A 21,876-nucleotide genomic window follows, 5' to 3' on the forward strand; every position below is an offset into this window, starting at 1 on the left:
TCTCACCGTCATCGACGCCTGCTGACCGATGGAGGAGACCGTGGACGACGTCTGGCCGCTGGTGCACGCCGAGCGTGCCGCGCTGATCGCCGACCTCGCCGAGGTCGACCCGGCACGGTGGGACGAGCCTTCCCTCTGCGAGGGCTGGACGGTGCACGACGTCGTCGCCCATCTGATCGACTCGGCCCGGACGACCCGGCTCGGGTTCGTGGGCGGTCTCGTCCGATCGCGCTTCGACTTCGACCGGCTCAACGCCCGCGGCGTGCAGCGCGAGCGCGGCGCCACGCCGCAGCAGACGCTCGACCGGTTGCGCCAGGTCGCGTCACGGCGGTCGACCCCGCCGGCTCCGTTGGACAGTCGGCTGGTGGAGGAGGTCGTCCACGGGGAGGACATCCGGCAACCCCTCGGCCTCTCCCGCACCCATCCGTCAGAGGTCCTCACCCGGGCCCTCCTCCTGCAGGCCCGCACCCCGGCCTCGCTCGGCGGCGCGAAGGACCTGGTGGCGGCCGTCCGCCTGCGCGCGACGGATGCCGACGTAGCGGTGGGCGGCGGGCCGGAGGTGCAGGGCCCGGTGTTGACGCTGCTGCTGGTGGCCTGCGCGCGGCGGGTCTCGCTGGACGACCTGCGCGGACCCGGGGTCAGCGTGCTCGCAGCCGCGAGTCGATCCGTCACTGGGTCAGCCGGTCGTCCCCAGGCAGCTGCGGAAGGTCTGGACCATCAGCGGGACGTCCTCGGCTGAGGCCAGTTCCCGTACGGAGTGCATGGCCAGCTGCGGAGCGCCCACGTCCACCGTCGACAGCCCCAGCCGCGTGGCCGTCAGGGGTCCGATCGTGGAGCCGCAGGGCAGGTCGGCGCGGGTGACGAAGTGCTGCACCGGCACCCCGGCCGCCTCGCACCGCTCGGTGAACCACCCACCCGACACCGCATCCGTCGCGTAGGCCTGGTTCGCGTTCAGCTTGAGCACCGGCCCACCACCCAGCACCGGCTGGTGCGAGGGCTCGTGCCGCTCCGAGCGGGTCGGGTGCACCGCGTGCGCCATGTCCGCACTGACCAACTTGGACGCCGCGATGGTCCGGGCGAACGCCTGCGGCTCCGGTCCGGCCAGCCGGCCGATCACGTCCTCCAGGAACGAGCCGCGCGCACCGGACGCCGAGCCGGAGCCGACCTCCTCGTGGTCGTTGCAGACCAGCACCTGGGTGTGACGCGTTTCCGCGGAAACGCCCAGCAGCGCCAGCAGCCCCGAGTGGCAGCAGGCCAGGTCGTCCAGCCGGGGCGCGGCGATCCACGAGCCGTCTGCCCCGGCGCGGGCCGCGGGCTGGGTGTCGGCGAGCACCAGGTCGTGGCCGACGACGTCCCCGGCCGAGACGCCGGCGGCAGCCGACAGGGCCTCCAGCAGGCCGGGCTCGGTGCCCAGGTCGGCGCCCCAGACCGGCTGCAGGTGGCGCTGCGGGTCGAGGGTCAGGCCCTCCCGCACCGAGCGGTCCAGGTGGATCGCCAGCGAGGGCAGCCGCAGCGGTGCGCCGGGGAGCGTGACCAGCGTCGTCGTCCCACCGCGCAGCGCCAGCCGGCCGGCGACGGTGAGGTCGCGGTCCAGCCAGGTGTGCCACAGGCCGCCGCCGTAGGGCTCCACGCCGACCAGTCGGTAGCCGGCCTGCCGCACGTCCCACCGCGGGCGCACCTTGAACGTGGGGGAGTCGGTGTGCGCGCCGATGATCCGCAGCCCGGCCTCCGCCGTGGGCTCGGTGCCCACCCGCACGGCCACCACGCTCGCCCCGCGCACGGTGAACACCGCTTCCCCGGGCGACAGCTCCCACAGGTCGGTCTCGGCCAGCTCCCGGAACCCGCCCGCGGTCAGCCGGCGGGCGATCTCGGCGGCCGCGTGGCCGGGGGAGGGCGAGGCGTCGACGAACGCGCGGAGGTCGTCACCGAGGGAGAGGTCCACGTCACCAGTCTCGCGCACCCCGTACCGTTCCCCGCCGCGCCCTGCACGATCACCTGGAGTCCCCGCATGACCGGTTCCACCCTGGGCGTCGAGGAGGAGTTCCACCTCGTCGACCCCACCACCGGCGCGCTGGCCGCCAGTTCCGCCGTCGCCGACGCCGCCGTCCGCGGCGAGGCCGGCCCGCACGTCCAGCCCGAGATCTCCACGACCCAGCTGGAGACGGCGACCGGCGTCTGCCGCACCCTCGACGAGGTCCGCGCCGCCCTGGTCGCCACCCGCCTGGAGGCCGTCGCCGCCGCGCAGACCGACGGGCTCACCGTCCTCGCCGCCAGCACCCACCCCACGGCCGCCGTCAGCGACCTCGTCCTCACCGACGCCCCCCGCTACCGCGCGATGGTCCAGCGCTGGGCCGGCCTCGCGATCGGCCAAGACATCTGCGGCACCCACGTGCACGTCGGCGTCGACTCCCTCGACGTCGCCGTCGGCGTCATGGACCGGGCCCGCCCGTATCTCCCGCTGCTGCTGGCGATGACCGGCAGCTCGCCGTTCCACACCGGCGCCGACACCGGCCACGAGTCCTGGCGCACCGTCTGGTGGTCCCGCTGGCCGGTGTCCGGCCCGCCCGAGCCGATGGGGGACGCCGACGGCTACCGCGCCGTCATCGCCTCCCTCGTCGGCACCGGCATGGTCCCCGACGGCTCGCAGGTCTACTGGGACCTGCGTCCCTCCACCCACGTGCCCACCGTCGAGTTCCGGATGGGCGACGTCTGCACCGACCCCGACGACGCCGTCCTGCACGCCGCGCTGTGCCGCTCCCTGGTCAGCACCCTGGCCGGCCGGCTGGACACCCCGGCACCGGTCGTCCGGCCCGAGCTGCTGCGCGCGGGACGCTGGCACGCCGCCCGGCACGGCCTCGGCGGTCAGCTCGTCGACCCGCTCACCGGCACCCGCGTGCACGCCGCGGACGCCGTCCGGGCACTGCTCGCCGAGCTGCGCGAGGACCTGGACAGCCGCGGCGAGCTGGCCGAGGTCACCGCGCTGGCCGAGCAGCTCCTCGCCCGCGGGACGTCGGCCGCCCGCCAGCGGCGGGTCCTCGCCGAGGACGGCGACCCCGGCGCCGTCGTCCGGGACCTGCTGCGGGTGGGGCGCACCGCCGTCTGAGGCGGGCCCGGCTACTCCTCCCCGTACGCCTCGATCCGTGGGTCGTCCGGCGGCACCTGGCGCAGCGAGCCCAGCATGGCCTCCACCGAAGCCAGGTCGCCGGGGACGAATCGGCTGATGGCCGTGACGCCGGGTTCGACGTCCACCGCGAGGGTGATGTACCCAGGGGAGCCCGGAGGCCCGCCCTCGGCCTCGCTGCCGCGGACCGGGCTGACCACAGCCGGCCGTCCGTCCAGCTCGGTCAGCCGGTCGTCGACCCAGGCGGACGCGGCCGTGGGCACGTGCGGCTCGGGGTTGCTGTGGACGTCGAACCCACGACCCCCGAGCCCGCCGTCAGCGCCGACGGTCCAGCTGGTCCCACCGGTCGGGAGCACGTACGGGTCGCCGGTGCGGAGGTGGATCAGCGACCAGGCGGAATCGACCGCCTGCCAGGTGACGTCCGGTCCATCGACCGTGACACCGTCCAGTTGGCGGCGCGCCTCCTCCAGTCCGAGACCGACGACCTCAGCGGTCCACTGCCGACCGCTGGAGTCGGTCCACAACCACCGGTGGATCTCGGCGTCGATCGGGCCGGCAGGGTCGACGGCGTAGTCGAAACGGCGGGCCGACGCGCCGAAGACGGTGTCGGGGACCGAGTCCCGATCGACCACCGGTGCGTTCACGTAGGCCTCCACCGGACCTCGGATCGCGAGCCGACCGGTCACCACGCCAGTGGAGTCGAGCTGCAGCGCCACCAAGGACGGGACGTCGCAGTTCTGTGACCTCTCGTGCCGGACGAAGATCTCGCTGTACTCCCAACCGGGTGGCAGCTCGTCCGGCAGCAGGCGGACCTCAGCCTGCGCCGGGTCGACGGCGGTGGCGAAGCCGTTCGCGCAGGCGAACTCGCCGTTCTGCGCGACCGCGACCGCCAGGGACAGGCCGGGTGGCGCGGTGCCGTCCTCGTCCTGGCCCACGACGTCCACCACGATGGGGACCGCCGTCAGCACGGCCGCCGCAGCCGCGACCAGGGCCAGTCGGGTGCGGGGGCGCAGCCGTCGCGCCCCGGACCGGGAAGCGGCTGTGCGTCCGGCGTCGACCCGGGCCCGTGCCCGGGTCAGGAGTGCGCTCAGCTCGGCGGTGTCCAGGTCGGCGGGTGCGTGCTGGGCCAGCCGGTCGATGAGGGGGTCGGTCACGGGGTGCCTCCACGGTGCGGGGCCGGGGTCCGGTCGAAGTCGATCTCGCCTGCCACGTCGACGAGCTGGGTGAAGCGGCGGCGGGCCCGGTGCAGTCGCACCCGCAGTGCCCCGCGGGAGCAACCCAGGGCCTCCGCCGCCTCCTCGGGGGTGAGGCCGTTCCAGGCGAGCAGCGTGAGCAGCTCGCGGTCGGCATCGGACAGGGCGCGCAACGCGGCGAAGGTGGCGCTGTCGGTGTCCAGCAGCGGCCAGACGTCGTCTGCGACGTCGCCACCATGGGCGCCGTCGGCCAACGCGAGCAGCCGCTCGGACAGCGCGCCCTGACGCCGACGGGTCCGGCGGGCGTTGGCCGCCACACCGCGCGCCACCCCCAACAGCCACGGGAGCCCGAAGTCGGGCACCTCCTCCAGCCGCCGCCACGCGACGGTGAAGGTGTCGGCCACGACGTCCTCGACGTCGTCGGGCAGGACACGGGACCGGGCGTAGCGGACGACGGCTGCCGCGTGGTCGGCCCACAGGCGGTCGAACCGCGCGTCGCCGGACTCAGCCACGGAGACCTCTCAGCGTGCTCACACCCGAGGAGTGTCCGGCTCCCGCGGAACGGTTACACACCTCGACGGGACGGCGTCGCGCGCCCGCTCCGGAGTCCGTAACACCGGGGCATTGCCCCTGTGACGTCGGCGGTCCAAGGTGAGCCGCATCCGGTCCGAGGGGGCCGGCGTCCCGGAGGCCCGACGTGACCGCTGAACCCACCGCCCCGCCCAGCACCACCACCGGGACCAGCGAGTACCTGGCGAAACGACAGCTGCGCACCGGCACCGCCGGGTGGGTGCTGCTGGCCGGCCTCGGCGTCGCCGCCGTCATCTCCGGGGACTACGCCGGCTGGAACTTCGGCCTGGCCGAGGGCGGGTTCGGCGGGCTGCTGATCGCCGTCGTCCTGATGGGGGTCATGTACACCGCGATGGTGTTCGGCCTGGCCGAGCTCGGCGCCGCGCTGCCGACCGCGGGCGGCGGCTACACCTTCGCCCGCCGCGCGCTGGGCCCGTGGGGCGGCTACGCCACCGGCATCGCCGTCCTCATCGAGTACGCCATCGCCCCGGCCGCCATCGCCACCTTCATCGGCGGCTACGTGGAGTCCCTCGGGCTGTTCGGCATCACCGACGGCTGGTGGGTCTACCTGGCCGTCTACGCCCTGTTCATCGGCATCCACCTGATGGGCGTCGGCGAGGCGCTCAAGGTGATGATGGCCATCGCCGCGGTCGCCGTCGTCGGCCTGGTGCTCTTCCTGCTCGGCGCGATCCCCGCCTTCGACGCCGCCAACCTCACCGACATCGCCCCCACCGACGCCGCCGGCGCCTCCGAGTGGCTGCCCTTCGGCATCCTCGGCGTCTGGGCCGCGTTCCCCTTCGCGATCTGGTTCTTCCTCGCCGTCGAGTGCGTGCCGCTGGCCAGCGAGGAGGCCAAGGACCCGGCCCGGTCCATGCCCAAGGGCATCGTCGCGGCCATGGCGGTGCTGGCCACCCTCGCCGTCCTGATGCTGGTCTTCACCACCGGCGCCGGCGGTGCGCAGGTCATCTCCACCTCCGCCAACCCACCGGTCGACGGGCTCGCCCCCGGCACCCTGCAGACCGTCGTGAACTACATGGGCCTCGTCGGCCTGGTCGCCAGCTTCTTCTCCATCGTCTACGCCTACAGCCGGCAGACCTTCGCCCTCTCCCGCGCCGGCTACCTGCCGCGCTCGCTGTCGGTGACCAACAGCCGCAAGGCCCCGGTGCTCGCGCTGATCGTCCCCGGCGTCATCGGCTTCCTGCTCACCCTCACCGGCCAGGGCGCCGTGCTGCTCAACATGGCGGTCTTCGGGGCGGCGGTGTCCTACGTCTTGATGATGGTCAGCCACATCGTGCTGCGCCGCCGCGAGCCCGACCTCGAGCGGCCCTACCGGACCCCCGGCGGCACCGTCACCACCGGCATCGCGCTGGTGCTCGCCGTCCTCGCCGTGCTGGCCACCTTCCTGGTCGACCCGCTCGCCGCCGGGCTCACCCTGCTCGCGCTGCTCGCCTTCCTGGCCTACTTCGCCCTCTACAGCCGGCACCACCTGGTCGCCTCGGCCCCCGAGGAGGAGTTCGAGGCACTCGCCGCCGCCGCGGACGACGTCCGATGACCGCGCGCCGGACGACGCTGTCGGGCCACACCCACGAGTTCCCGTCCCTGGTCGAGGTCATGGCCAAGGCGACGCCGGCGCGCTCCGGCGACGTCCTCGCCGGGTGCGCGGCCTCCTCGGAGGCCGAACGGGTCGCCGCCCAGGTGGTGCTCGCCGACCTGCCGCTCACCACGTTCCTCGACGAGCAGGTCGTCGGCTACGACGAGGACGACGTCACCCGCCTCGTCCTGGACACCCTGGACGTCGACGCCCTGGCGCCGGTCCGCTCGCTGACCGTCGGCGGGTTCCGGGAGTGGCTGCTGGCCCGCGCGGCCGAGGGCGACGAGGCGGCCATCACCGGGCTGGCCCGCGGTCTCACCCCGGAGATGGTCGCCGCCGTCTCCAAGTTGATGCGCAACGCCGACCTGATCGCCGTCGGCCGGCGGGCCCGGGTGGTCACCGGGCTGCGCTCCACGATCGGGCTGCCCGGCCGGTTGGCGTCCCGGCTGCAGCCCAACCACCCCACCGACGACGCGGTCGGCGTCACCGCCTCGCTGCTGGACGGGCTGCTGCACGGCTGCGGGGACGCCGTCATCGGGATCAACCCGGCGACCGACTCCCCGGCGCAGACCATCGCGCTGCTCGAGCTCATCGACGCCGTCATCACCCGGTACGAGATCCCCACGCAGTCCTGCGTCCTCGCCCACGTGACGACGACGCTGCGGGCCATCGAGCAGGGCGCGCCGGTCGACCTGGTGTTCCAGTCCGTCGCCGGCACCCAGGGCGGCAACGAGGGCTTCGGGGTGACCCTCGCGCTGCTCGACGAGGCGGTCACCGCTGCCCGCGAGCTCAAGCGGGGCACGGTCGGGACCAACGTCAGCTACTTCGAGACCGGGCAGGGCTCGGCGCTGTCGGCCGGTGCGCACCTGGGCGTGGGCGGGGTGCCGGTGGACCAGCAGACGCTGGAGTGCCGGGCCTACGGCGTCGCCCGCCACTACGACCCGCTGCTGGTCAACACCGTCGTCGGGTTCATCGGGCCGGAGTACCTGTACGACGCCAAGCAGGTCATCCGAGCCGGCCTGGAGGACCACTTCTGCGGCAAGCTGCTCGGCCTGCCGATGGGCGTCGACGTCTGCTACACGAACCACACCGACGTCGACGGCGACGACACCGACACCTTGACCCTGCTGCTCGGGGCCGCGGGCTGCTCGTTCGTCATCGCCGTCCCGGGCTCGGACGACGTGATGCTGCACTACCAGTCGCTGTCCTTCCAGGACGTGCTCACCGCCCGCCAGGTGCTCGACCTGCGGCCCGCGCCGGAGTTCGAGGCGTGGCTGCAGCGGATGGACCTCGTGGACGGCGCCGGCCGGGTCCGCGAGCTCACCGCCGACGCCCCGCAGGCCCGCGCGCTGCTGGCGGCCGCCCGGTGAGCCGGCGGCACCCGCACCAGGCGGGAGAGTGGCGCGTGGTCTGGCGGCTGCTGGTCAGCACCCTGCGTCCGCTGCGGAGGACCCGGTGAACGTCGTGCCCTCCTCGCACCCCAGGGACCCCGACCCGTGGGACGTGCTGCGCAACGCCACCCGGGCCCGGGTCGCGCTCGGCCGCGCCGGGGACGGCCTGCCCACCGCGCGGCTGCTGGAGTTCAAGGCCGCGCACGCCGCCGCCCGGGACGCCGTCCACTCACCGCTGGACGCCGCCTCCGTCGTGGCGGGCCTGCGGCAGACCGGGCTCGACGTGCTGGAGGTGCGCTCGGCCGCCCCCGACCGGGCCACCTACCTGCAGCGCCCCGACCTCGGCCGGCGGCTGGCCGAGGACACCGAGCTGCCCGCCGGCGACCACGACCTCGCCCTCGTGGTGGCCGACGGGCTGTCCCCGCGGGCCGTCGAGGAGCACGCCGCCGGGACCGTCGCCGCCGTGCTGGAGCGGTTGCCCGGCTGGTCGATCGCGCCGATCGTCGTCGCGCACCAGGCCCGGGTGGCCCTGGGCGACCCGGTCGGCGAGGCGCTCGGTGCGCGGATGGTCGTCGTTCTGGTGGGGGAGCGGCCCGGCCTGTCCTCGGCGGACAGCCTGGGGCTGTACCTGACCTTCGGCCCGCGCACCGGCCGCGCCGACAGCGAGCGGAACTGCATCTCCAACGTCCGCCCGCCGCACGGGCTGGGCTACGCGCAGGCCGCGGACACCCTGGTCGGGCTGCTGCAGGCCAGCCGGGAGCTGGGCGCCTCCGGGGTCGTGCTCAAGGACGAGGGGATCGCGCTGCCGCCGGGCGCCGGCTGAGCTGGCACGCTTCCCGACGTGGCGAACAACGCGGTGAGCACGGTGACGGTCTGGTCGCCCGACCCGGGCGCGCTGGCCCGGGTCGAGGCCGCGGTCGCCGCGCCCGACGTCGACCGACGCGGGTTGCTGCGGCGGACGACGTCCCCCGGGAGCGTGTTCTCCCTGGAGGCGATCGTGCCCAGCGGCATGGACGTCGACGCCTGGGACTGGGAGCGGGCGGTGCAGCTGTGGGGCACCGCCCGCCCCGAGACCGACGCGACCCTTGACGTCCGGGCGTCCGACCGGCTCGTCTACCGGCTCGTGACCGCGTTCGCCCCGCCGTCGGTCGTGCTGCGGGCGCTGTCCGTGGCCCACCCCGGGGTCGTGGTGCACGTGGTGACCACCTGCGAGAGCGAGTACGCCAGCACCGCCTGGTACCTCCGCGGGACGACGCTGCGCGAGGAGGAGACCGGCCTGGACCTCACCGACGAGCAGTGGGAGGACTGGGACGGCGAGTGGGACCTGCCGCCGCACTGGGCCTTCGCCGCCGCGACCGCCCGGGAACTGGCCGGCTGAGTCAGCCGCGCAGCCGGCGCACCAGCCGCTGGACCCGGTTCTCCGGGGCCGGCTCGGGCTCCGGGACGACGACCGGCGTCGCGGCGGCGGCCTCCGCGCGGGCGTGCAGCCGGGACCGCACGTCCTCCGGGGAGTAGGCGCGCCGCTGCCGCTCGTCGCGGGCCAGCACCACCCCGGTCGCCGCGACCCCGGCGATCCCGGCCAGCCCGAGCAGCTTCCCCACCGTGTCCCGACGCATGCCCGGCAACCTAGCGGGGCGTCGGCTCAGCGCTTCGAGGGCAGGGTGAGGACCTCGACGCCGTCCTCGGTGACGGCGATCGTGTGCTCGCTGTGCGCCGTCCGGCAGCCGGTGGCGCTGCGCAGCGTCCAGCCGTCCTCGTCGGTGACCAGCTCGTCGGTGTCGACCATGACCCACGGCTCGATCGCCAGCATCAGGCCCGGGCGCAGCTTGGGGCCCTTGCCGGCGCGGCCGGCGTTGGGCACGTGCGGGTCCTGGTGCATGGTCGAGCCGATGCCGTGCCCGCCGAACTCGGTGTTCACCGGGTAGCCGGCGCCGGTGAGCACCGAGCCGATCGTGGCCGAGATGTCGCCCAGCCGGACGCCGGGGCCGGCGGTGTCGATCGCCGCGGCCAGTGCGCGCTCGGTGACCTCGATCAGCGCCACGCTCTCCGCCGGCCGGGACTGACCCACCAGGAAGCTGATCGCGGAGTCCGCGGCCACCCCGCCCAGCACGACGGCCAGGTCCAGGGTGAGCAGGTCGCCGTCGGCCAGGGCGTAGTCGCGCGGCAGGCCGTGCAGGACACCGTCGTTGACCGAGGTGCAGATGTAGTGGCCGAACGGCCCACGCCCGAAGGACGGCGCGTAGTCGACGTAGCAGGAGGTGGCCCCGGCGCCCAGGATCATCTCCTGGGCCCAGGTGTCGATCTCGAGCAGGTTGGTGCCCACGGTGGCGCGCTCGCGCGCGGCCTGCAGGACGTCGGCCACCAGGGCGCCGGTGTCCCGGGCACGGGCCACCTGGCTGGGCGACATGATCTCGATCAACGTGACTCCTTCTGGGACGACTATCCCGGCCAGCCTATCCCGGTACTAGAATCCCGTGCATGGTCAGGTTGCCGCTCACCCCCGCCGAGATCGAGCGCGGTCGCCGGATGGGCGCCGCCCTCCGCCGGGCCCGGGGCGACCGCCCGCTGCTGGAGACGGCGCTGGCCGCCGGGGTGTCACCGGAGACGCTGCGCAAGATCGAGTCCGGGCGGGTGGCCACCCCGGCCTTCACCACGGTCGCGGCCGTCGCCGACGTCGTGGGCCTCTCCCTCGACGAGCTGTGGTCCGCGGTCCGGCACCCGGTGCAGGCGTCCCTGGTCTCCTGACGCCGGTTGCCTGACCCCGTGTCCTAGCGTGGCGGCGTGTCCCCGCTGGTGAGCCGTCCACCCCGCCCGGTCCCGCTGTCCCTGGACGCCGCGGTCGACCTGACCCGCACCGGCGACGTGTGGCTGTTCCGCGGCGCCTCGGTCGCCGACCGGGCGATCCAGACGCTGACCAACTCCCCGGTCAACCACGTCGGGATGGCCGTCGTCCTGGACGACATGCCGCCGCTGCTGTGGCACGCCGAGCTCGGCAAGTCGCTGCCCGACGCCTGGACCGGGACCCACCAGCGCGGTGTGCAGCTGCACGACCTGCGGGACGCCGTCACCGTCTGGCGGCAGCGCTACGGACAGCGGGCCTGGCTGCGGCAGCTGGTCGGCCCGGCCGATGACGGCGGCGTCACCCCGGCGATGGAGGACGCGGTGATGACCACCATCGCCCGCCTGGACGGTCGGCCGTTCCCCACCACGTTCCGGCTGGCCCGGGGCTGGGCCAGCGGACTGGTCCAGCGCCGGACGTCGGCCGAGACCGTGTTCTGCGCCGAGCTGGTCGCCGCGACCTACACCGCGATGGGCCTGCTGCCCGACGACCAGCCGCTGAACTCCTACGACCCGGGCAGCTTCTGGTCCGGCGACCGGCTGGAGCTGGTCGACGCCCGACTGGGCCCCGAGGTCGCCGTGGACGTGCCGGCCGCCTGAGGTCCCGGCCGACCGGTTCAGCGGGTCGCGGCGACGACCTCGACCAGGGACGGCTCGACCGGCGTCCAGCCCAGCTCGCGGCGGGCCTTCTCGCCGGTGGCCTGCTGGTCCAGCAGCAGCGCGCCACCGAAGGCACCCAGCCGCTCCAGGGTGGACTCCGGCGAGGTGCCGACGGCCCGCACGCCGGCGGCCTCGGCGATCTCCGCGACCGTCGGGTTCTGCCCGGAGACACCCAGGTAGCGGCTGCCGGCAGGGGCGTGGGTGAGGGTCAGGGCGTAGAGGCGGCCCAGGTCGGCGGCGTGCACCGTGGTCCAGTGCTGCTCGCCGCTGCCGGGCAGCTGGACCGCGCCCGCCTCGTCGGTGGGGCCCGACAGCAGCATCGCGGTGATCCCGGCGACCCCGCCGTCGGACTCGGCGTAGACGATGCCCGGCTCGACCAGCACGGAGCGGACGCCGTCCCGGGCGGAGACGACGCGCTCGTCCAGCGGCCCGCGCCAGGCGGTGAGGTCCGGGGCGTCGACCGGGGTGTCCTCGTCGACCTGGCCGGAGCCGTGCACCCAGACCCCGCCGGTGTGCACGTAGGGCTTGCCGCTGTCGGCGATGGCGCCCAGCACGGCGTCGAGCAGGTCGCTGTCGACCCGGGCGCTGGTCTCGTCGCCGGGGGAGGCGGTGTGCACGATTCCCTCGGCGGCCACGGCCTCGCGGGCCAGCAGGTCGGTGTCGGTCAGGTCGCCGCGCACCGCCGTCGCGCCGGCCGCCTCGACGGCCGCGGCGCTGGAGTCACTGCGCGCCAGCGCCCGGACGGTGTGCCCGTCGGCCAGCAGGGCCGCGAGCACGGAGGAGCCGACGAGTCCGGTGCCACCGGTGAGGAAGACGTCCATGCCCGTCTCAATCGCCGGTCGCGGGCCCCTGTTCCCGGACCCGGTACGTCGTCTGCACCATCCCGCCGCCCAGCACCGTGGTCTCCACGTGCTCCAGGTCGACGTCTCCGGGCAGTGGACCGAAGAGGGTGTGGCCCTCACCGATCAGCACCGGGACCCGGCTCAGCGTCAGGGTCTGCACCCGGCCGCGGGCCAGCATCGAGCGCACCAGCCGGCCGCCGTCCAGGTACACCCGGCCGTACCCGGCGGCCTCCAGCGCGGCGACTGCGTCGTCCAGGGTGCGGTGCACGGTGACGCGCGGGTCGGCATCCGCCGCCAGCGTCGAGCTGAGCACGTGAACCGGCCTGCCCTGGTAGGGCCACTCGTCGGACGGCGCGATGACCCGGTACGTGCCGCGGCCCATCAGCAGGGCGTCGACCGAGGCGACGAACGGGGTGAACCCGGCGTCACCGGCCTCGGCGCCCCGGGACTCCAGCCAGCCCAGGTCGTCGTCCGGGCGGGCGATGAAGCCGTCGACGCTGAGCCCCAGGAACACGTGTCCGGTGAAGGTCATGCCCGGACTGTGACAGGAGGGTCCGACAGGCACAGGGGCGCCGGGCCCGCCACCGGAGGACCGCCCCGCCCACCCCGTTGGGGGTGGGCGGGACGGTCAGGCGCGAGGACCAGGCGGCGCGAGCCGACAACCGCTGCATGGCCTCCCTCCTCACGGAGACCGCGACGACGGTCCCCGCCACCCTCGACACGGGCCTGCTGCCCGGTCCGACCGAGCTGCACGCGCGCCTGACCGCGCGGCTGCTCGAGGCCGGCACCCGGCCCGGTGCCCTCGTCGTCGTCGGCCTGCTCCGCCGGGACACCGGCTGGCCGCTGGCCGGTTCGGCCATCACCACCGTCACCGCGCTGCTGGCCGGTGCGCTCCGCGGCGACGACTGGCTGGCCCGGGAGGACCACACCGAGTTCGCCGTCCTCGCCGACGGTGCCCCGGCCGACGCCGACGTGCTCGCCGCCCGGCTGGCCGGTGTCGTCACCGGGGCCGTCACCGGCATCCACGCCTGCGCCGGGGTGGTCACCCTGGAGACCGGGATGACCGCGCACGAGGCCGAGCGGCGCGCCGTGCTCTGCCTGGACGCCGCGCGGCACCGCGGCCCGAACACCGTCGTGCACTACCGCGGGACCCGCTGAGGTCCGCTGCTCGGCGACCGCCCAGCGCCATCGACCGCTCGTCCAGGGCCACCACGGTGTCGCCCTCGGCGGCCACCGCGTCGTCGTGCGTCACGCACACCACCACCCGACCGGCGAGCACCCGGCGCAGGTCGGCCACCAGCGCCCGGGCCGTCGGCGGGTCCAGGTGCGCGGTCGGCTCGTCCAGCAGGACCACGTCCCGGTCGGCCAGCAGGGCCCGCGCCGCGGCCAGCCGCCGGCGCTCGCCGCCGGACAGCGCCGTCCCGCCGGAGCCGACCGGGGTGTCCAGGCCCTCGGGCAGGCCGGCGACCAGCGGCCCGAGCCCGACCGCGGCCAGGGCCGCGTGTGCGGCCTCGTCGGTGATCGTCCCGCGCGGGCCGGCCAGCGCCAGGTTCCCCCGGATCGAGGAGGCGAACACGTGCGACTCCTGCGGGAGCCAGGCGAACGCCGTCCGCAGGTCGTCCCCGGTGACCCGGGTCGAGTCGACGCCTCCCACGGAGCAGGCACCGGCGCGCGGTCGCAGCGCGGCCAGCAGCACCGCCAGCAGCGTGGACTTGCCGCTGCCCGAGGGGCCGCGGACCACCACCCAGCCGTCCCGGTCGGCGGTGAGGTCCAGGCCGTGCAGCACGTCGGGGCCGCCGGGCCAGCCGGCGACCAGGCCGGTGGTGCGCAGCGTCGCCACCGGCCTCGGCACCGGCGTCGGGTGCACCGGGTCGGCGGCGACCGGGGCGGCCAGCACGGCCTCGACCCGGCCGCGCGCGTCGGCCCAGGCGCCCCGCCGCTGCAACGAGCCGACCAGGCCGGTGAGCGGCTCGGCCAGCGCCAGCGGGGCCAGCGCGACGACGGCCACCGCCGGGCCGGAGAGCCCACCGGTCCACGCCAGCGCGGCGCCGACGACGGCGGCCAGCCCGGTGCCCAGCGTGACGATCGCGCTGCTCCACGCCCCGGCGCGGGTGCCCAGCCCGGAGGCGACGCCCTGCCGACCGGCCAGCGCGCGCACGTCGGCCACCGCGCCCGCGGCGACGCCGTGCACCCGCAGGTCCGCGATGCCGTCGAGCAGCGTCGCGGTCTCCCGCAGTGTGGCGACCCGCAGCGCGGCCTCGTCCCGGGCCAGCCCGGCGTCCACCCGGCGGTGCAGGGCGACGACGGCGGCGACCACCAGTGCCAGCACGCCGAGCACCCCGGCCGCTGCGGTGGGGGACAGGAACGCCAGCGCGCCGGCGGTGAGCAGGACGGTGGCCCCGGCGACCAGCGGCGGGGTGAGCACCCGCACCGACAGGTCCTGCAGCGCGCCGACGTCACCGACCACCCGGCCCAGCGCCGAGCCCGGCGTCCGCTCGGCGGCGATGCCCTGCCGGGCCAGCGCCTGCCACACCCGGACGCGGGTGGACTCGGCCAGCCGCAGGGCCGCGTCGTGCGCCGTCATCCGCTCCCACCACCGCAGCAGCGCCCGGCTCAGCCCGAACGCGCGCACCCCCACGATGATCGTCAGCAGGGTCAGCACCGGTGGCAGCTCGGAGGCCCGCACGATCAGCCAGCCGGACAGCCCGGTCAGCGCGACACCGGACCCCGCGGTCAGCGTGCCGGCGACGACGGCCCGGACCAGCGACCGGCGCGGCCAGGTCAGGCCCTCGGTCGCTGCCCCGGTGCCCGGCTCGCCGGTCGCGGCCGCCTCGGGGGCGGCGACAGGGACGGGCACGGGGCGGGTGGAGGGGGCGACCACCGGGGCCGTGGTCCCGGGCAGGGCCACCGTGCGGTCGGCCAGCGCGGCCAGCGCCGGGTCGTGCGTGACGACGACGACCGTCACGGCCCCGCGCAGCGACTGCAGGGCCTCGGCCACCAGGGCGGCGGCGGCGTCGTCCAGGTGGGCGGTCGGCTCGTCGAGCAGCAGCAGCGACGCCCCGCGGGCGACCCGCAGCAGCGCCCGCGCGACGGCGACCCGCTGCAGCTCGCCCGGCGACAGCGTGGTGCAGCGCCGTCCGGCCAGCGCACCGGCGCCGACCCGGGCCAGCGCGTCCACGACCAGGCCCTCGACGACGATCGCGTCCAGCGGGTCGGCCGGGTCGATGCCGGCGTGCCGGCGCAGCTCCTCGGCCACCGTGTCGCCGACGGTGTGCGGGTGCTGCGGGGCGTAGGCCAACGCCGCGGGGACGCCGGTGACCGTGCCGGTCACCTCGGCCGCGGGCGGGAGCGCGCCGGCCACCGCGGCCAGCAGCGTCGACTTGCCCGACCCCGACGGCCCGGTCAGCGCCACCAGCTCACCGGGGCGCACGGTCAGCGCCGTCGCGGGGAGCGCGGGCACCGAGCGGCCGGGGTACGCGACGGACAGGACGGTGAGGACGAGCGCCGCGCCGTCGTCCCCCCGGCTGCGGTCGGTCCCCGCCGGGACGGCCAGCACGGCCCGCGCCTCCGCTGCGGCCAACCCGGCGTCGGAGTTGGCGTGGAAGGCCGAGCCCAGTGCGCGCAGCGGCGCGAAGGCCTCCGGTGCGAGCAGCAGCGCGGTCAGCCCGACCGCGAGGGCCAGGTGGCCCTCCAGCAGCCGCAGCCCCACGGTCACCGCGACCAGCGCGACCGACAGCGTGGCGATCAGCTCGAGCACCAGGGAGGACAGGAACGCCAGCCGCAGCGTGGCCATCGTGGTGCTCCGGTGCCGGGCGCCCAGGGTGGACAGTGCCGCCGCCTGGTCCGCGGCCCGGCCCAGCCCGGTGAGCACCGGCAGCCCCCGGACCAGCTCGGCGACGTGGCCGGCGATCCGGTCCAGCGCGCGGGCCGCGGCCGACGTCTGGTCCGCGGTGTACTTCCCGACCAGCACCATGAACACCGGCACCAGCGGCAGGGTCACCGCGACCAGCACCGCGGACAGCAGGTCGGTGCCGGCCAGCACCAGCAGCAGCACCGGCGGGACGACGAGGGTCTGCGCCAGCGCCGGCAGGTAGGTCGCCAGCGAGGGGCCCAGGTCGTGCAGCCGGGTGGTGGCCAGCACCGCCGCCGGGCCGGGCCCGCCCGCGGCCTCGACGGCGGCGGGGGAGGAGGCCAGCCGGTCCAGCAGGGCGGTGCGCAGGGCGTCCTCGCTGCGCCGGGCGTCCCGGGCGGCCAGCACCTCGCCGACCGACCCCGCGACCGCCCGCACCGCCGCACCCATCGCGGCCAGGCCCAGCGCGGACCAGGGGGCGTCGCCGTCCACGACGCGGGCGACGGCGTGGGCCAGGCCCACCGACAGCAGCACCAGGCCCACGGTCTGCAGCACCGCGGCCACCGCCGCCCGGACGAGCGCCCCGCGCACCCCGGGGACGCCGTCCAGCGGACCGAGCGGGCCCCGGCTCACGCGGGCACCTCCTCCTCGTCCGCCGGCTCCTCGTGGACCGGCTCGGCCACCAGGCGCTGGCGGAACACCCAGTAGGTCCACGCCTGGTAGCCCAGCACCACCGGCAGCCCGAACGCCGCCACCCAGGTCATCACCGTCAGCGTGTAGTCGCTGACCGAGGCCGTCGAGACCAGCACGTCGAACGCCGGGTCGATGGTCGAGGGCAGCACCACCGGGAACGCCGAGCCGAACACCGTGGCCATCGAGGCCAGCAGCACCATCGCCCACGCGGTGAACGCCTGGCCCTCGCGGCCCGCGGCCAGCCGCGCCCAGGTGACGACGACCGCGCCCGCGGCGACCAGCAGCGTCACCGCCGTCACCACCGTGCCCGAGCGCAGCCACACCAGCGCGGCCCAGGCCAGCACCGGCAGCGCGGCCACCGGCACGAGGCGCAGCGCGAACGCCCGCGCCCGGTGCCGCAGCTCGCCGTCGGTCTTCAGCGACAGGAACACCGCCCCGTGCACCGTGGACCAGGCCAGCACCGCGACCGCGCCCAGCAGCGCCGGCCACGACCAGCCGGAGAACGCCCCGCCCACCCGGACGCCGTCCGCACCGATCGGCAGGCCCAGCGTCGTGGCGCCCAGCGCGGCACCCAGCCCGGCCGAGGCGATCAGCGAGCCGGCGGTGATCACCCGGGTCCAGGTGGCGTCCCAGCGCTCGTCGTGGCTGGAGTGCCGCCACTCGAAGGCCACCGCCCGCACGATCAGCCCGACCAGCACCAGCACGAACGGCAGGTACATCGCCGGCAGCCAGGTGGCGTACCAGCCGGGGAAGGCGGCGAACGTCGCCCCGACCGCCGTCACCAGCCACACCTCGTTGCCGTCCCACAGCGGGCCGATGGTGCGCAGCATCAGGTGCCGGTCGGCGGGCTTGCGGCCCAGCACCGGGAGCAGGGCGGCGACGCCGAAGTCGAAGCCCTCCAGCAGCAGGAAGCCGGTCCAGAGCACCGCGACGGCGACGAACCAGAGGGTCTGCAGGTCCATGTCTCTCGCTCCTCAGTACGCGAACTGGAGGACGTCGTCGCTGGCGTCGTCGTCAGCACGTGGTGGCTCGTCGCCGTCCCGGTGGTTGCTGCCGCCGCCGATGCCCGGGGTCGGCGTCGTGTCGCCCTCGGTGACGCCCGCCCGGGCGAACCGGACGATCAGGCCGAACTCGATGACCGCGAGCACGCCGTAGAGGACGCCGAGGCTGATCAGCGACGTCCACACCTCGGCGGCGGAGATGCCGGGGGAGACCGCCTGGGCGGTGAAGAAGTACACCTGGTCGGCGCGGGGCACGTCGGGGTTCGGGTAGACGACGAAGGGCTGGCGGCCCATCTCGGTGAAGATCCAGCCCGCGGCGTTGCCGACGAACGGGGCACCGACGGCCAGCAGCGAGCCGTAGACGCCGACCGTCGACGTCGGGACCCGGCCGCGGCGGGTGGCCCACAGGGCGTAGGCCGCGACGCCGGCGGACACCGCGCCCATGCCGATCATCAGCCGGAAACCCCAGTAGGTGACGGCCAGGACCGGCGTGTAGTCGATCGGCTCGCCGGCCTTGTCACCGAAGCTCGGGTCGTCAGGATAGGTCGCGCCGTAGGCCTCGGCGTACTGCTCCTGCAGGTCGTTCACCCCGGGGACGGGGGAGGAGAAGTCGCTGTGCGCCAGGAAGCTGAGGATGTAGGGGACGGTGAAGGAGTGCACGTCGTCGCACTCGTTGGAGCCCAGCTTGTTGAAGGCGAAGATCGAGAAGGACGCCGGGGCCTCGGTCTCGCACAGCGCCTCGGCCGAGCTCATCTTCAGCGGCTGCTGCTGGTACATCAGCTTGCCCTGCCAGTCGCCGGTGAGGGCGACGAGCGCGAACGCGGCCAGCGAGACGTAGCCACCGACCCGCACCGAGCGGCGCCACACCTGGTGGTCGACCTCCTCGGTCGACCGGCCGGCCAGCGCCCGCTTGCGCAGGTGCCACAGGCCGATGCCCACCAGCAGCCCGCCGGCGACCATCAGCGAGGCGACGATCGCGTGGCTGAAGGCGGCCAGCGCGGTGTTGTTGGTCAGGACGGCGAGGAAGTCGACCTGCCGGGCGCGGGGCTCGCCGCTGGAGGTGTCCAGCACGGCGCCGACCGGGTGCTGCATCCAGGAGTTGGCCGCGATGATGAAGTACGCGCTGATGACCGAGCCGACGACCGCCGCCCACAGCGAGGCCAGGTGCAGCTTCTTGGGGATGCGTCCCCAGCCGAAGATCCACAGCCCCAGGAACGTGGACTCCAGGAAGAACGCCAGCAGCGCCTCCAGGGCCAGCACCGAGCCGAAGACGTCGCCGACGAAGCGCGAGTAGGAGCTCCAGGCCAGCCCGAACTGGAACTCCTGGACCAGCCCGGTGGCCACGCCCAGGACGAAGTTGATCAGGTAGATGCGGCCCCAGAAGCGGGTCATCCGCAGCCACTCGGCCTTGCCGGTGCGCACCCACATCGTGTGCATGACGGCGACCAGCAGCCCCAGTCCGATGGTCAGCGGGACCATCAGGAAGTGGTAGACGGTCGTGATGCCGAACTGCCAGCGAGCGATCTCGAGCACGTCCACCGTGTGGCCCCTCTGCCTGTCGTACGATCGGTCGACTCCTTTCTACGCCAGGTAGAACATCTTTTCTACGATCTGTAGAAGTGAGTCGCGAGACAGAGCGGAGCAGGGGGAGCGATGGCGTCACTGGGTGAGTTGGAACGGGCCGTGATGGACCGGCTGTGGGCGGCCGACGGCCCCGTCGCGGCCACCGTGCTGCGCGACGAGCTGGCCGACCGGGGCCTGGCCCTGACCACCGTGCACACCGTGCTGACCCGGCTGGAGTCCAAGGGCTTCGTCCGCCACGACGACGCCCGGCCGCGCCGGTTCGCCGCCGTCGCCACCCGCGAGGAGCACGCCGCCGAGCTCATGCACGAGGTGCTCGGCCAGGCCGCCGACCGGCAGGCCGTGCTGGCCCGCTTCATCGGCTCGGCCACCGCCGGGGAGGCCGCGATGCTCCGGGCCCTGCTCGCCGACAGCGACTGAGCCGCACGCCGTGCTGCCGCTGACCGCCGTCTGCCTCGGGGTGCTCGCTGCCTTGCTGGCGTGGCCGGTCCCGGCGGCCCTGGCCCGCGCACGGTGGACCCGGCAGGACCCGCTCGCAGCGCTGGTCTGCTGGCAGGCGGTCGGCCTGGCCGGCGGGCTGTCGATCATCGGCGCGCTGCTGGTGCACGGGCTCTCGCCGTGGGGGCACTCGCTGCCCGAGGCCTGGTGGCACTGGGTCAGCCGACGGCCCGCCGAGGAGATGGTCCGCGGGGACCACTGGGTCGCCCAGACCCTCGCCGCCGTCCTGGCCCTGGAGCTGCTGGGTGTGCTGCTGCTGTCGCTGGTGTGCACCGCCCGCACCCGCGCCCGGCACCGCGAGCTGCTGGAGCTGCTGGTCGGCCCGGCCACCGACGTCGAGGCCCGGGTGCTGGACTCCCCGGTGCCCGCCGCGTTCTGCATCCCCGGCGCCCGCCCGCTGCTGGTGCTGTCCTCCGGCATGGTCTCCGAGCTCGACGCCGACCAGCTGGCCGCCGTCGTCGCCCACGAGCGGGCCCACCTGCGCGAGCGGCACCACCTGCTGCTGCTGCCCTTCGTCGCCTGGCGCGCCGCGCTGCCGGTGCTCCCCGCCGCCGACCGGGCGCACGACGCCGTCCGGGACCTGGTCGAGATGCGTGCCGACGACGTCGCCCTCCGCGAGCTCACCTCTCCGGCGCCCCGCCGCACCCTGGCCCAGGCGATCGTCGCCGCCGCCGAGGGCGGTGCCCCGCACGGCGCCCTCGCCGTCAACGGCGGCCCGCTCGCCCAGCGCGTGACCAGGCTGCTGGACCCGCCCGCAGAGCTCCCCGCGTGGGGGCGGCCCACCGCCCTGGCGAGCGCGGTCGCCCTCCTGCTGGTCCCGACCGCCCTCCTCCTAGCCCCCGCCCTCCTCTGACCCACCCACCTGGCTTCGGCTGTCGGTGATCATGGGGTTGTTGCCAGCGGACCCGCCGGACTGGGCGCGTCGAGTGGCAACAACCCCATGATCAGCGGAGGTGGCGGGGTGGGGGTGGGCGCCAACCGCGGCTGCGGAGGGCGCCTTCCACCCGGTCGACGAGCACCGCTGGCCTCGCCAGGTGACGTCTGCCGAAGCGTTGGACCAGGTAGCCGTCGGCTGCGGCCAGCGAGTGGCGGTCGACGTCGGTGTCCAGCTTCTCGGCGGTGGCGTGGCCGCCGCCCTCGTACTCCAGGAGCACGCGGTACTCCTCCCAGCCCAGGTCGCCGTGGGTGACGACGACGCCGCGGCGGTTGACCACCGGCAGCTGCGGCTCGGGGTCGGGCAGGTGGCTGTCGAGCAGCCAGCAGCGGACCAGGCTCTCCGGACGGGACTGCGCCAGCGGGGTCAGCCGCGGGGCGCAGCGCCGTGCCCGGACGACGCCGCGGAGTCCGGCACCGCGTTCCAGTCGGGCGAGCAGCCCCTCGGGGGTCAGGTGGCCCAGGCGGAGCAGGGCGTCCCCGACGGCGACGAGCTCGTCGGGCCTGGTGCTCCGCGCCAGGTCGAGGAACGTCTGCGCTGAGTCGGTCACCGGCAGTCCGTAGACCTGGACGACGTCCTCGGGCCGGAGGTCCCGGTGGAGGGCGACGAGGCCGCTGCGGTGCGGGAGCAGTCGGTCGGGCGGGACCACCGCCTGCGGCACGGCCGGCGGGTCCACGAAGGCGCCGAGCAGTGCTGCCGCCGTCTGCAACCCGAACGCCGCCCCGTCCGGCAGGACCGGCAGCCAGGCCCGGCAACGGGTGGGCAGGTCATCGGGCTCGGCGCGGGACAGGTAGACACCCCGCCCCAGCCGCACGCCGTCCCGCTCGATCTGCCGCCGCGTCATGCCCGAGGCGCGGGCCCCCGCCCACGTGTAGGTGCCCGGTAGGAGTTCCACGCCCAGCAACCTGATGCCCAGCGAGGCCGGCCGACGAGCCACGACCACATCTGTGGACACCCACCCGCCCTGTGGACACCTGTCCGCCCAGGCCATCCCGCCGCTGATCATGGGCTCCTGGTCAGCGACACGCCGGCTCGCGGGGTGTCGAACGGCAACAACCCCCTGATCACCGCCGGCTGGGCGGAGGGAGGGGGGAGGGAGGGAGGGAGGGTGGG

General features: G+C 75.2%; 22 protein-coding genes. 11 read left to right on the top strand and 11 right to left on the bottom strand.

Translation table 11 applies throughout. The features are described from left to right. Positions 1 to 28: 28 nt before the first annotated feature. Positions 29 to 739: a maleylpyruvate isomerase family mycothiol-dependent enzyme gene (locus AC0IVP_RS00825; protein WP_471753893.1), complete on the top strand. Its 711-nt coding sequence runs from the start codon at positions 29 to 31 to the stop codon at positions 737 to 739. Here AC0IVP_RS00825 and AC0IVP_RS00830 read toward each other — a convergent pair. Beyond that, positions 677 to 1,942 carry a M18 family aminopeptidase gene (locus tag AC0IVP_RS00830; RefSeq protein WP_471753895.1) on the bottom strand — a complete coding sequence of 422 codons (1,266 nt, stop codon included), beginning with the start codon at positions 1,940 to 1,942 and terminating at the stop codon, positions 677 to 679. The two genes, AC0IVP_RS00825 and AC0IVP_RS00830, sit on opposite strands and share 63 nt — an antisense overlap. A 66-nt stretch (positions 1,943 to 2,008) precedes the next feature. On the opposite strand from AC0IVP_RS00830, the gene AC0IVP_RS00835 reads away from it, so the two are divergent. Continuing rightward, on the top strand, positions 2,009 to 3,103 hold the full coding sequence (locus AC0IVP_RS00835; RefSeq protein WP_471753897.1) for a carboxylate-amine ligase: 1,095 nt from the start codon (positions 2,009 to 2,011) through the stop codon (positions 3,101 to 3,103). An 11-nt stretch (positions 3,104 to 3,114) separates the two neighbouring features. On the opposite strand, the gene AC0IVP_RS00840 is transcribed toward AC0IVP_RS00835, so the two are convergent. Together AC0IVP_RS00840 and AC0IVP_RS00845 are read right to left on the bottom strand one after the other, a co-directional pair. Then, positions 3,115 to 4,275 carry a hypothetical protein gene (locus tag AC0IVP_RS00840; RefSeq protein WP_471753899.1) on the bottom strand — a complete coding sequence of 387 codons (1,161 nt, stop codon included), beginning with the start codon at positions 4,273 to 4,275 and terminating at the stop codon, positions 3,115 to 3,117. Further along, the gene (locus AC0IVP_RS00845) at positions 4,272 to 4,826 is read right to left on the bottom strand and encodes an RNA polymerase sigma factor (RefSeq protein WP_471753901.1); all 555 of its coding nucleotides are present in this window, start codon (positions 4,824 to 4,826) and stop codon (positions 4,272 to 4,274) included. Before AC0IVP_RS00845 ends, AC0IVP_RS00840 begins: the two co-directional genes overlap by 4 nt. A 185-nt stretch (positions 4,827 to 5,011) precedes the next feature. Between AC0IVP_RS00845 and eat the strand changes: the two genes are divergently transcribed. The 4 genes from eat (at position 5,012) to AC0IVP_RS00865 (ending at position 9,244) form a co-directional block, all read left to right on the top strand. Next, positions 5,012 to 6,436 carry an ethanolamine permease gene (gene eat / locus AC0IVP_RS00850; protein WP_056292422.1) on the top strand — a complete coding sequence of 475 codons (1,425 nt, stop codon included), beginning with the start codon at positions 5,012 to 5,014 and terminating at the stop codon, positions 6,434 to 6,436. Beyond that, positions 6,433 to 7,845, top strand: a complete 1,413-nt coding sequence (locus AC0IVP_RS00855) for an ethanolamine ammonia-lyase subunit EutB (protein ID WP_471753903.1) — start codon at positions 6,433 to 6,435, stop codon at positions 7,843 to 7,845. Before eat ends, AC0IVP_RS00855 begins: the two co-directional genes overlap by 4 nt. A gap of 85 nt (positions 7,846 to 7,930) precedes the next feature. Continuing rightward, positions 7,931 to 8,689: an ethanolamine ammonia-lyase subunit EutC gene (gene eutC, locus AC0IVP_RS00860; protein ID WP_471753905.1), complete on the top strand. Its 759-nt coding sequence runs from the start codon at positions 7,931 to 7,933 to the stop codon at positions 8,687 to 8,689. 18 nt (positions 8,690 to 8,707) lie between these two features. Then, positions 8,708 to 9,244 carry a hypothetical protein gene (locus AC0IVP_RS00865; protein WP_471753907.1) on the top strand — a complete coding sequence of 179 codons (537 nt, stop codon included), beginning with the start codon at positions 8,708 to 8,710 and terminating at the stop codon, positions 9,242 to 9,244. Between the two features lies 1 nt (position 9,245). On the opposite strand, the gene AC0IVP_RS00870 is transcribed toward AC0IVP_RS00865, so the two are convergent. Continuing rightward, positions 9,246 to 9,482, bottom strand: a complete 237-nt coding sequence (locus AC0IVP_RS00870; protein ID WP_056291233.1) for a hypothetical protein — start codon at positions 9,480 to 9,482, stop codon at positions 9,246 to 9,248. A gap of 26 nt (positions 9,483 to 9,508) precedes the next feature. Beyond that, positions 9,509 to 10,285, bottom strand: coding sequence for a type I methionyl aminopeptidase (map, locus tag AC0IVP_RS00875; protein WP_471753909.1), 777 nt, complete (start codon positions 10,283 to 10,285; stop codon positions 9,509 to 9,511). 59 nt (positions 10,286 to 10,344) lie between these two features. On the opposite strand from map, the gene AC0IVP_RS00880 reads away from it, so the two are divergent. Beyond that, complete coding sequence (locus AC0IVP_RS00880) at positions 10,345 to 10,611, top strand: helix-turn-helix transcriptional regulator (protein WP_056291229.1); 267 nt, start codon at positions 10,345 to 10,347, stop codon at positions 10,609 to 10,611. Positions 10,612 to 10,647: 36 nt separating this feature from the next. Beyond that, positions 10,648 to 11,304, top strand: a complete 657-nt coding sequence (locus AC0IVP_RS00885; RefSeq protein ID WP_235564531.1) for a hypothetical protein — start codon at positions 10,648 to 10,650, stop codon at positions 11,302 to 11,304. Between the two features lie 17 nt (positions 11,305 to 11,321). Here AC0IVP_RS00885 and AC0IVP_RS00890 read toward each other — a convergent pair whose 3' ends face one another. Both AC0IVP_RS00890 and AC0IVP_RS00895 read right to left on the bottom strand, forming a co-directional pair. After that, positions 11,322 to 12,185: an NAD-dependent epimerase/dehydratase family protein gene (locus AC0IVP_RS00890; protein WP_471753911.1), complete on the bottom strand. Its 864-nt coding sequence runs from the start codon at positions 12,183 to 12,185 to the stop codon at positions 11,322 to 11,324. Between the two features lie 7 nt (positions 12,186 to 12,192). Beyond that, positions 12,193 to 12,738, bottom strand: a complete 546-nt coding sequence (locus AC0IVP_RS00895; protein WP_471753913.1) for a dihydrofolate reductase family protein — start codon at positions 12,736 to 12,738, stop codon at positions 12,193 to 12,195. Between the two features lie 137 nt (positions 12,739 to 12,875). On the opposite strand from AC0IVP_RS00895, the gene AC0IVP_RS00900 reads away from it, so the two are divergent. Continuing rightward, positions 12,876 to 13,364, top strand: a complete 489-nt coding sequence (locus AC0IVP_RS00900; protein WP_471753915.1) for a hypothetical protein — start codon at positions 12,876 to 12,878, stop codon at positions 13,362 to 13,364. Here AC0IVP_RS00900 and cydC read toward each other — a convergent pair. Genes cydC through AC0IVP_RS00915 form a run of 3 tightly spaced genes read right to left on the bottom strand, consistent with a single transcriptional unit; the run spans position 13,249 to position 19,283 of the window. Further along, positions 13,249 to 16,689 (bottom strand): thiol reductant ABC exporter subunit CydC, encoded by a 3,441-nt coding sequence (gene cydC, locus AC0IVP_RS00905; protein WP_471753917.1) that lies wholly within the window; start codon positions 16,687 to 16,689, stop codon positions 13,249 to 13,251. The genes AC0IVP_RS00900 and cydC overlap by 116 nt on opposite strands. Continuing rightward, a complete protein-coding gene (gene cydB / locus AC0IVP_RS00910) occupies positions 16,686 to 17,711 on the bottom strand; it encodes a cytochrome d ubiquinol oxidase subunit II (RefSeq protein ID WP_471753919.1) in 1,026 nt (341 codons plus the stop codon). The genes cydC and cydB overlap by 4 nt, the downstream gene beginning before the upstream one ends. A gap of 12 nt (positions 17,712 to 17,723) precedes the next feature. Continuing rightward, on the bottom strand, positions 17,724 to 19,283 hold the full coding sequence (locus AC0IVP_RS00915) for a cytochrome ubiquinol oxidase subunit I (RefSeq protein ID WP_471753921.1): 1,560 nt from the start codon (positions 19,281 to 19,283) through the stop codon (positions 17,724 to 17,726). 120 nt (positions 19,284 to 19,403) lie between these two features. Between AC0IVP_RS00915 and AC0IVP_RS00920 the strand changes: the two genes are divergently transcribed. Next, positions 19,404 to 19,751, top strand: a complete 348-nt coding sequence (locus AC0IVP_RS00920) for a BlaI/MecI/CopY family transcriptional regulator (protein ID WP_056291221.1) — start codon at positions 19,404 to 19,406, stop codon at positions 19,749 to 19,751. A gap of 10 nt (positions 19,752 to 19,761) precedes the next feature. Then, positions 19,762 to 20,682: a M56 family metallopeptidase gene (locus tag AC0IVP_RS00925; RefSeq protein WP_471753923.1), complete on the top strand. Its 921-nt coding sequence runs from the start codon at positions 19,762 to 19,764 to the stop codon at positions 20,680 to 20,682. 91 nt (positions 20,683 to 20,773) lie between these two features. Here AC0IVP_RS00925 and AC0IVP_RS00930 read toward each other — a convergent pair whose 3' ends face one another. Then, complete coding sequence (locus AC0IVP_RS00930; protein WP_471753925.1) at positions 20,774 to 21,700, bottom strand: hypothetical protein; 927 nt, start codon at positions 21,698 to 21,700, stop codon at positions 20,774 to 20,776. Positions 21,701 to 21,876: the final 176 nt, after the last annotated feature.

The organism is Klenkia sp. AC732 (genome assembly GCF_979256525.1).

Coding starts and splice junctions, on each gene's coding strand:
- AC0IVP_RS00900 (WP_471753915.1), top strand. CDS start 12,876: ATGGCCTCCCTCCTCACGGAGACCGCGACGACGGTCCCCGCCACCCTC.
- AC0IVP_RS00870 (WP_056291233.1), bottom strand. CDS start 9,482: ATGCGTCGGGACACGGTGGGGAAGCTGCTCGGGCTGGCCGGGATCGCC.
- AC0IVP_RS00835 (WP_471753897.1), top strand. CDS start 2,009: ATGACCGGTTCCACCCTGGGCGTCGAGGAGGAGTTCCACCTCGTCGAC.
- AC0IVP_RS00825 (WP_471753893.1), top strand. CDS start 29: ATGGAGGAGACCGTGGACGACGTCTGGCCGCTGGTGCACGCCGAGCGT.
- AC0IVP_RS00880 (WP_056291229.1), top strand. CDS start 10,345: ATGGTCAGGTTGCCGCTCACCCCCGCCGAGATCGAGCGCGGTCGCCGG.
- AC0IVP_RS00920 (WP_056291221.1), top strand. CDS start 19,404: ATGGCGTCACTGGGTGAGTTGGAACGGGCCGTGATGGACCGGCTGTGG.
- AC0IVP_RS00895 (WP_471753913.1), bottom strand. CDS start 12,738: ATGACCTTCACCGGACACGTGTTCCTGGGGCTCAGCGTCGACGGCTTC.
- AC0IVP_RS00855 (WP_471753903.1), top strand. CDS start 6,433: ATGACCGCGCGCCGGACGACGCTGTCGGGCCACACCCACGAGTTCCCG.
- AC0IVP_RS00890 (WP_471753911.1), bottom strand. CDS start 12,185: ATGGACGTCTTCCTCACCGGTGGCACCGGACTCGTCGGCTCCTCCGTG.
- cydB (WP_471753919.1), bottom strand. CDS start 17,711: ATGGACCTGCAGACCCTCTGGTTCGTCGCCGTCGCGGTGCTCTGGACC.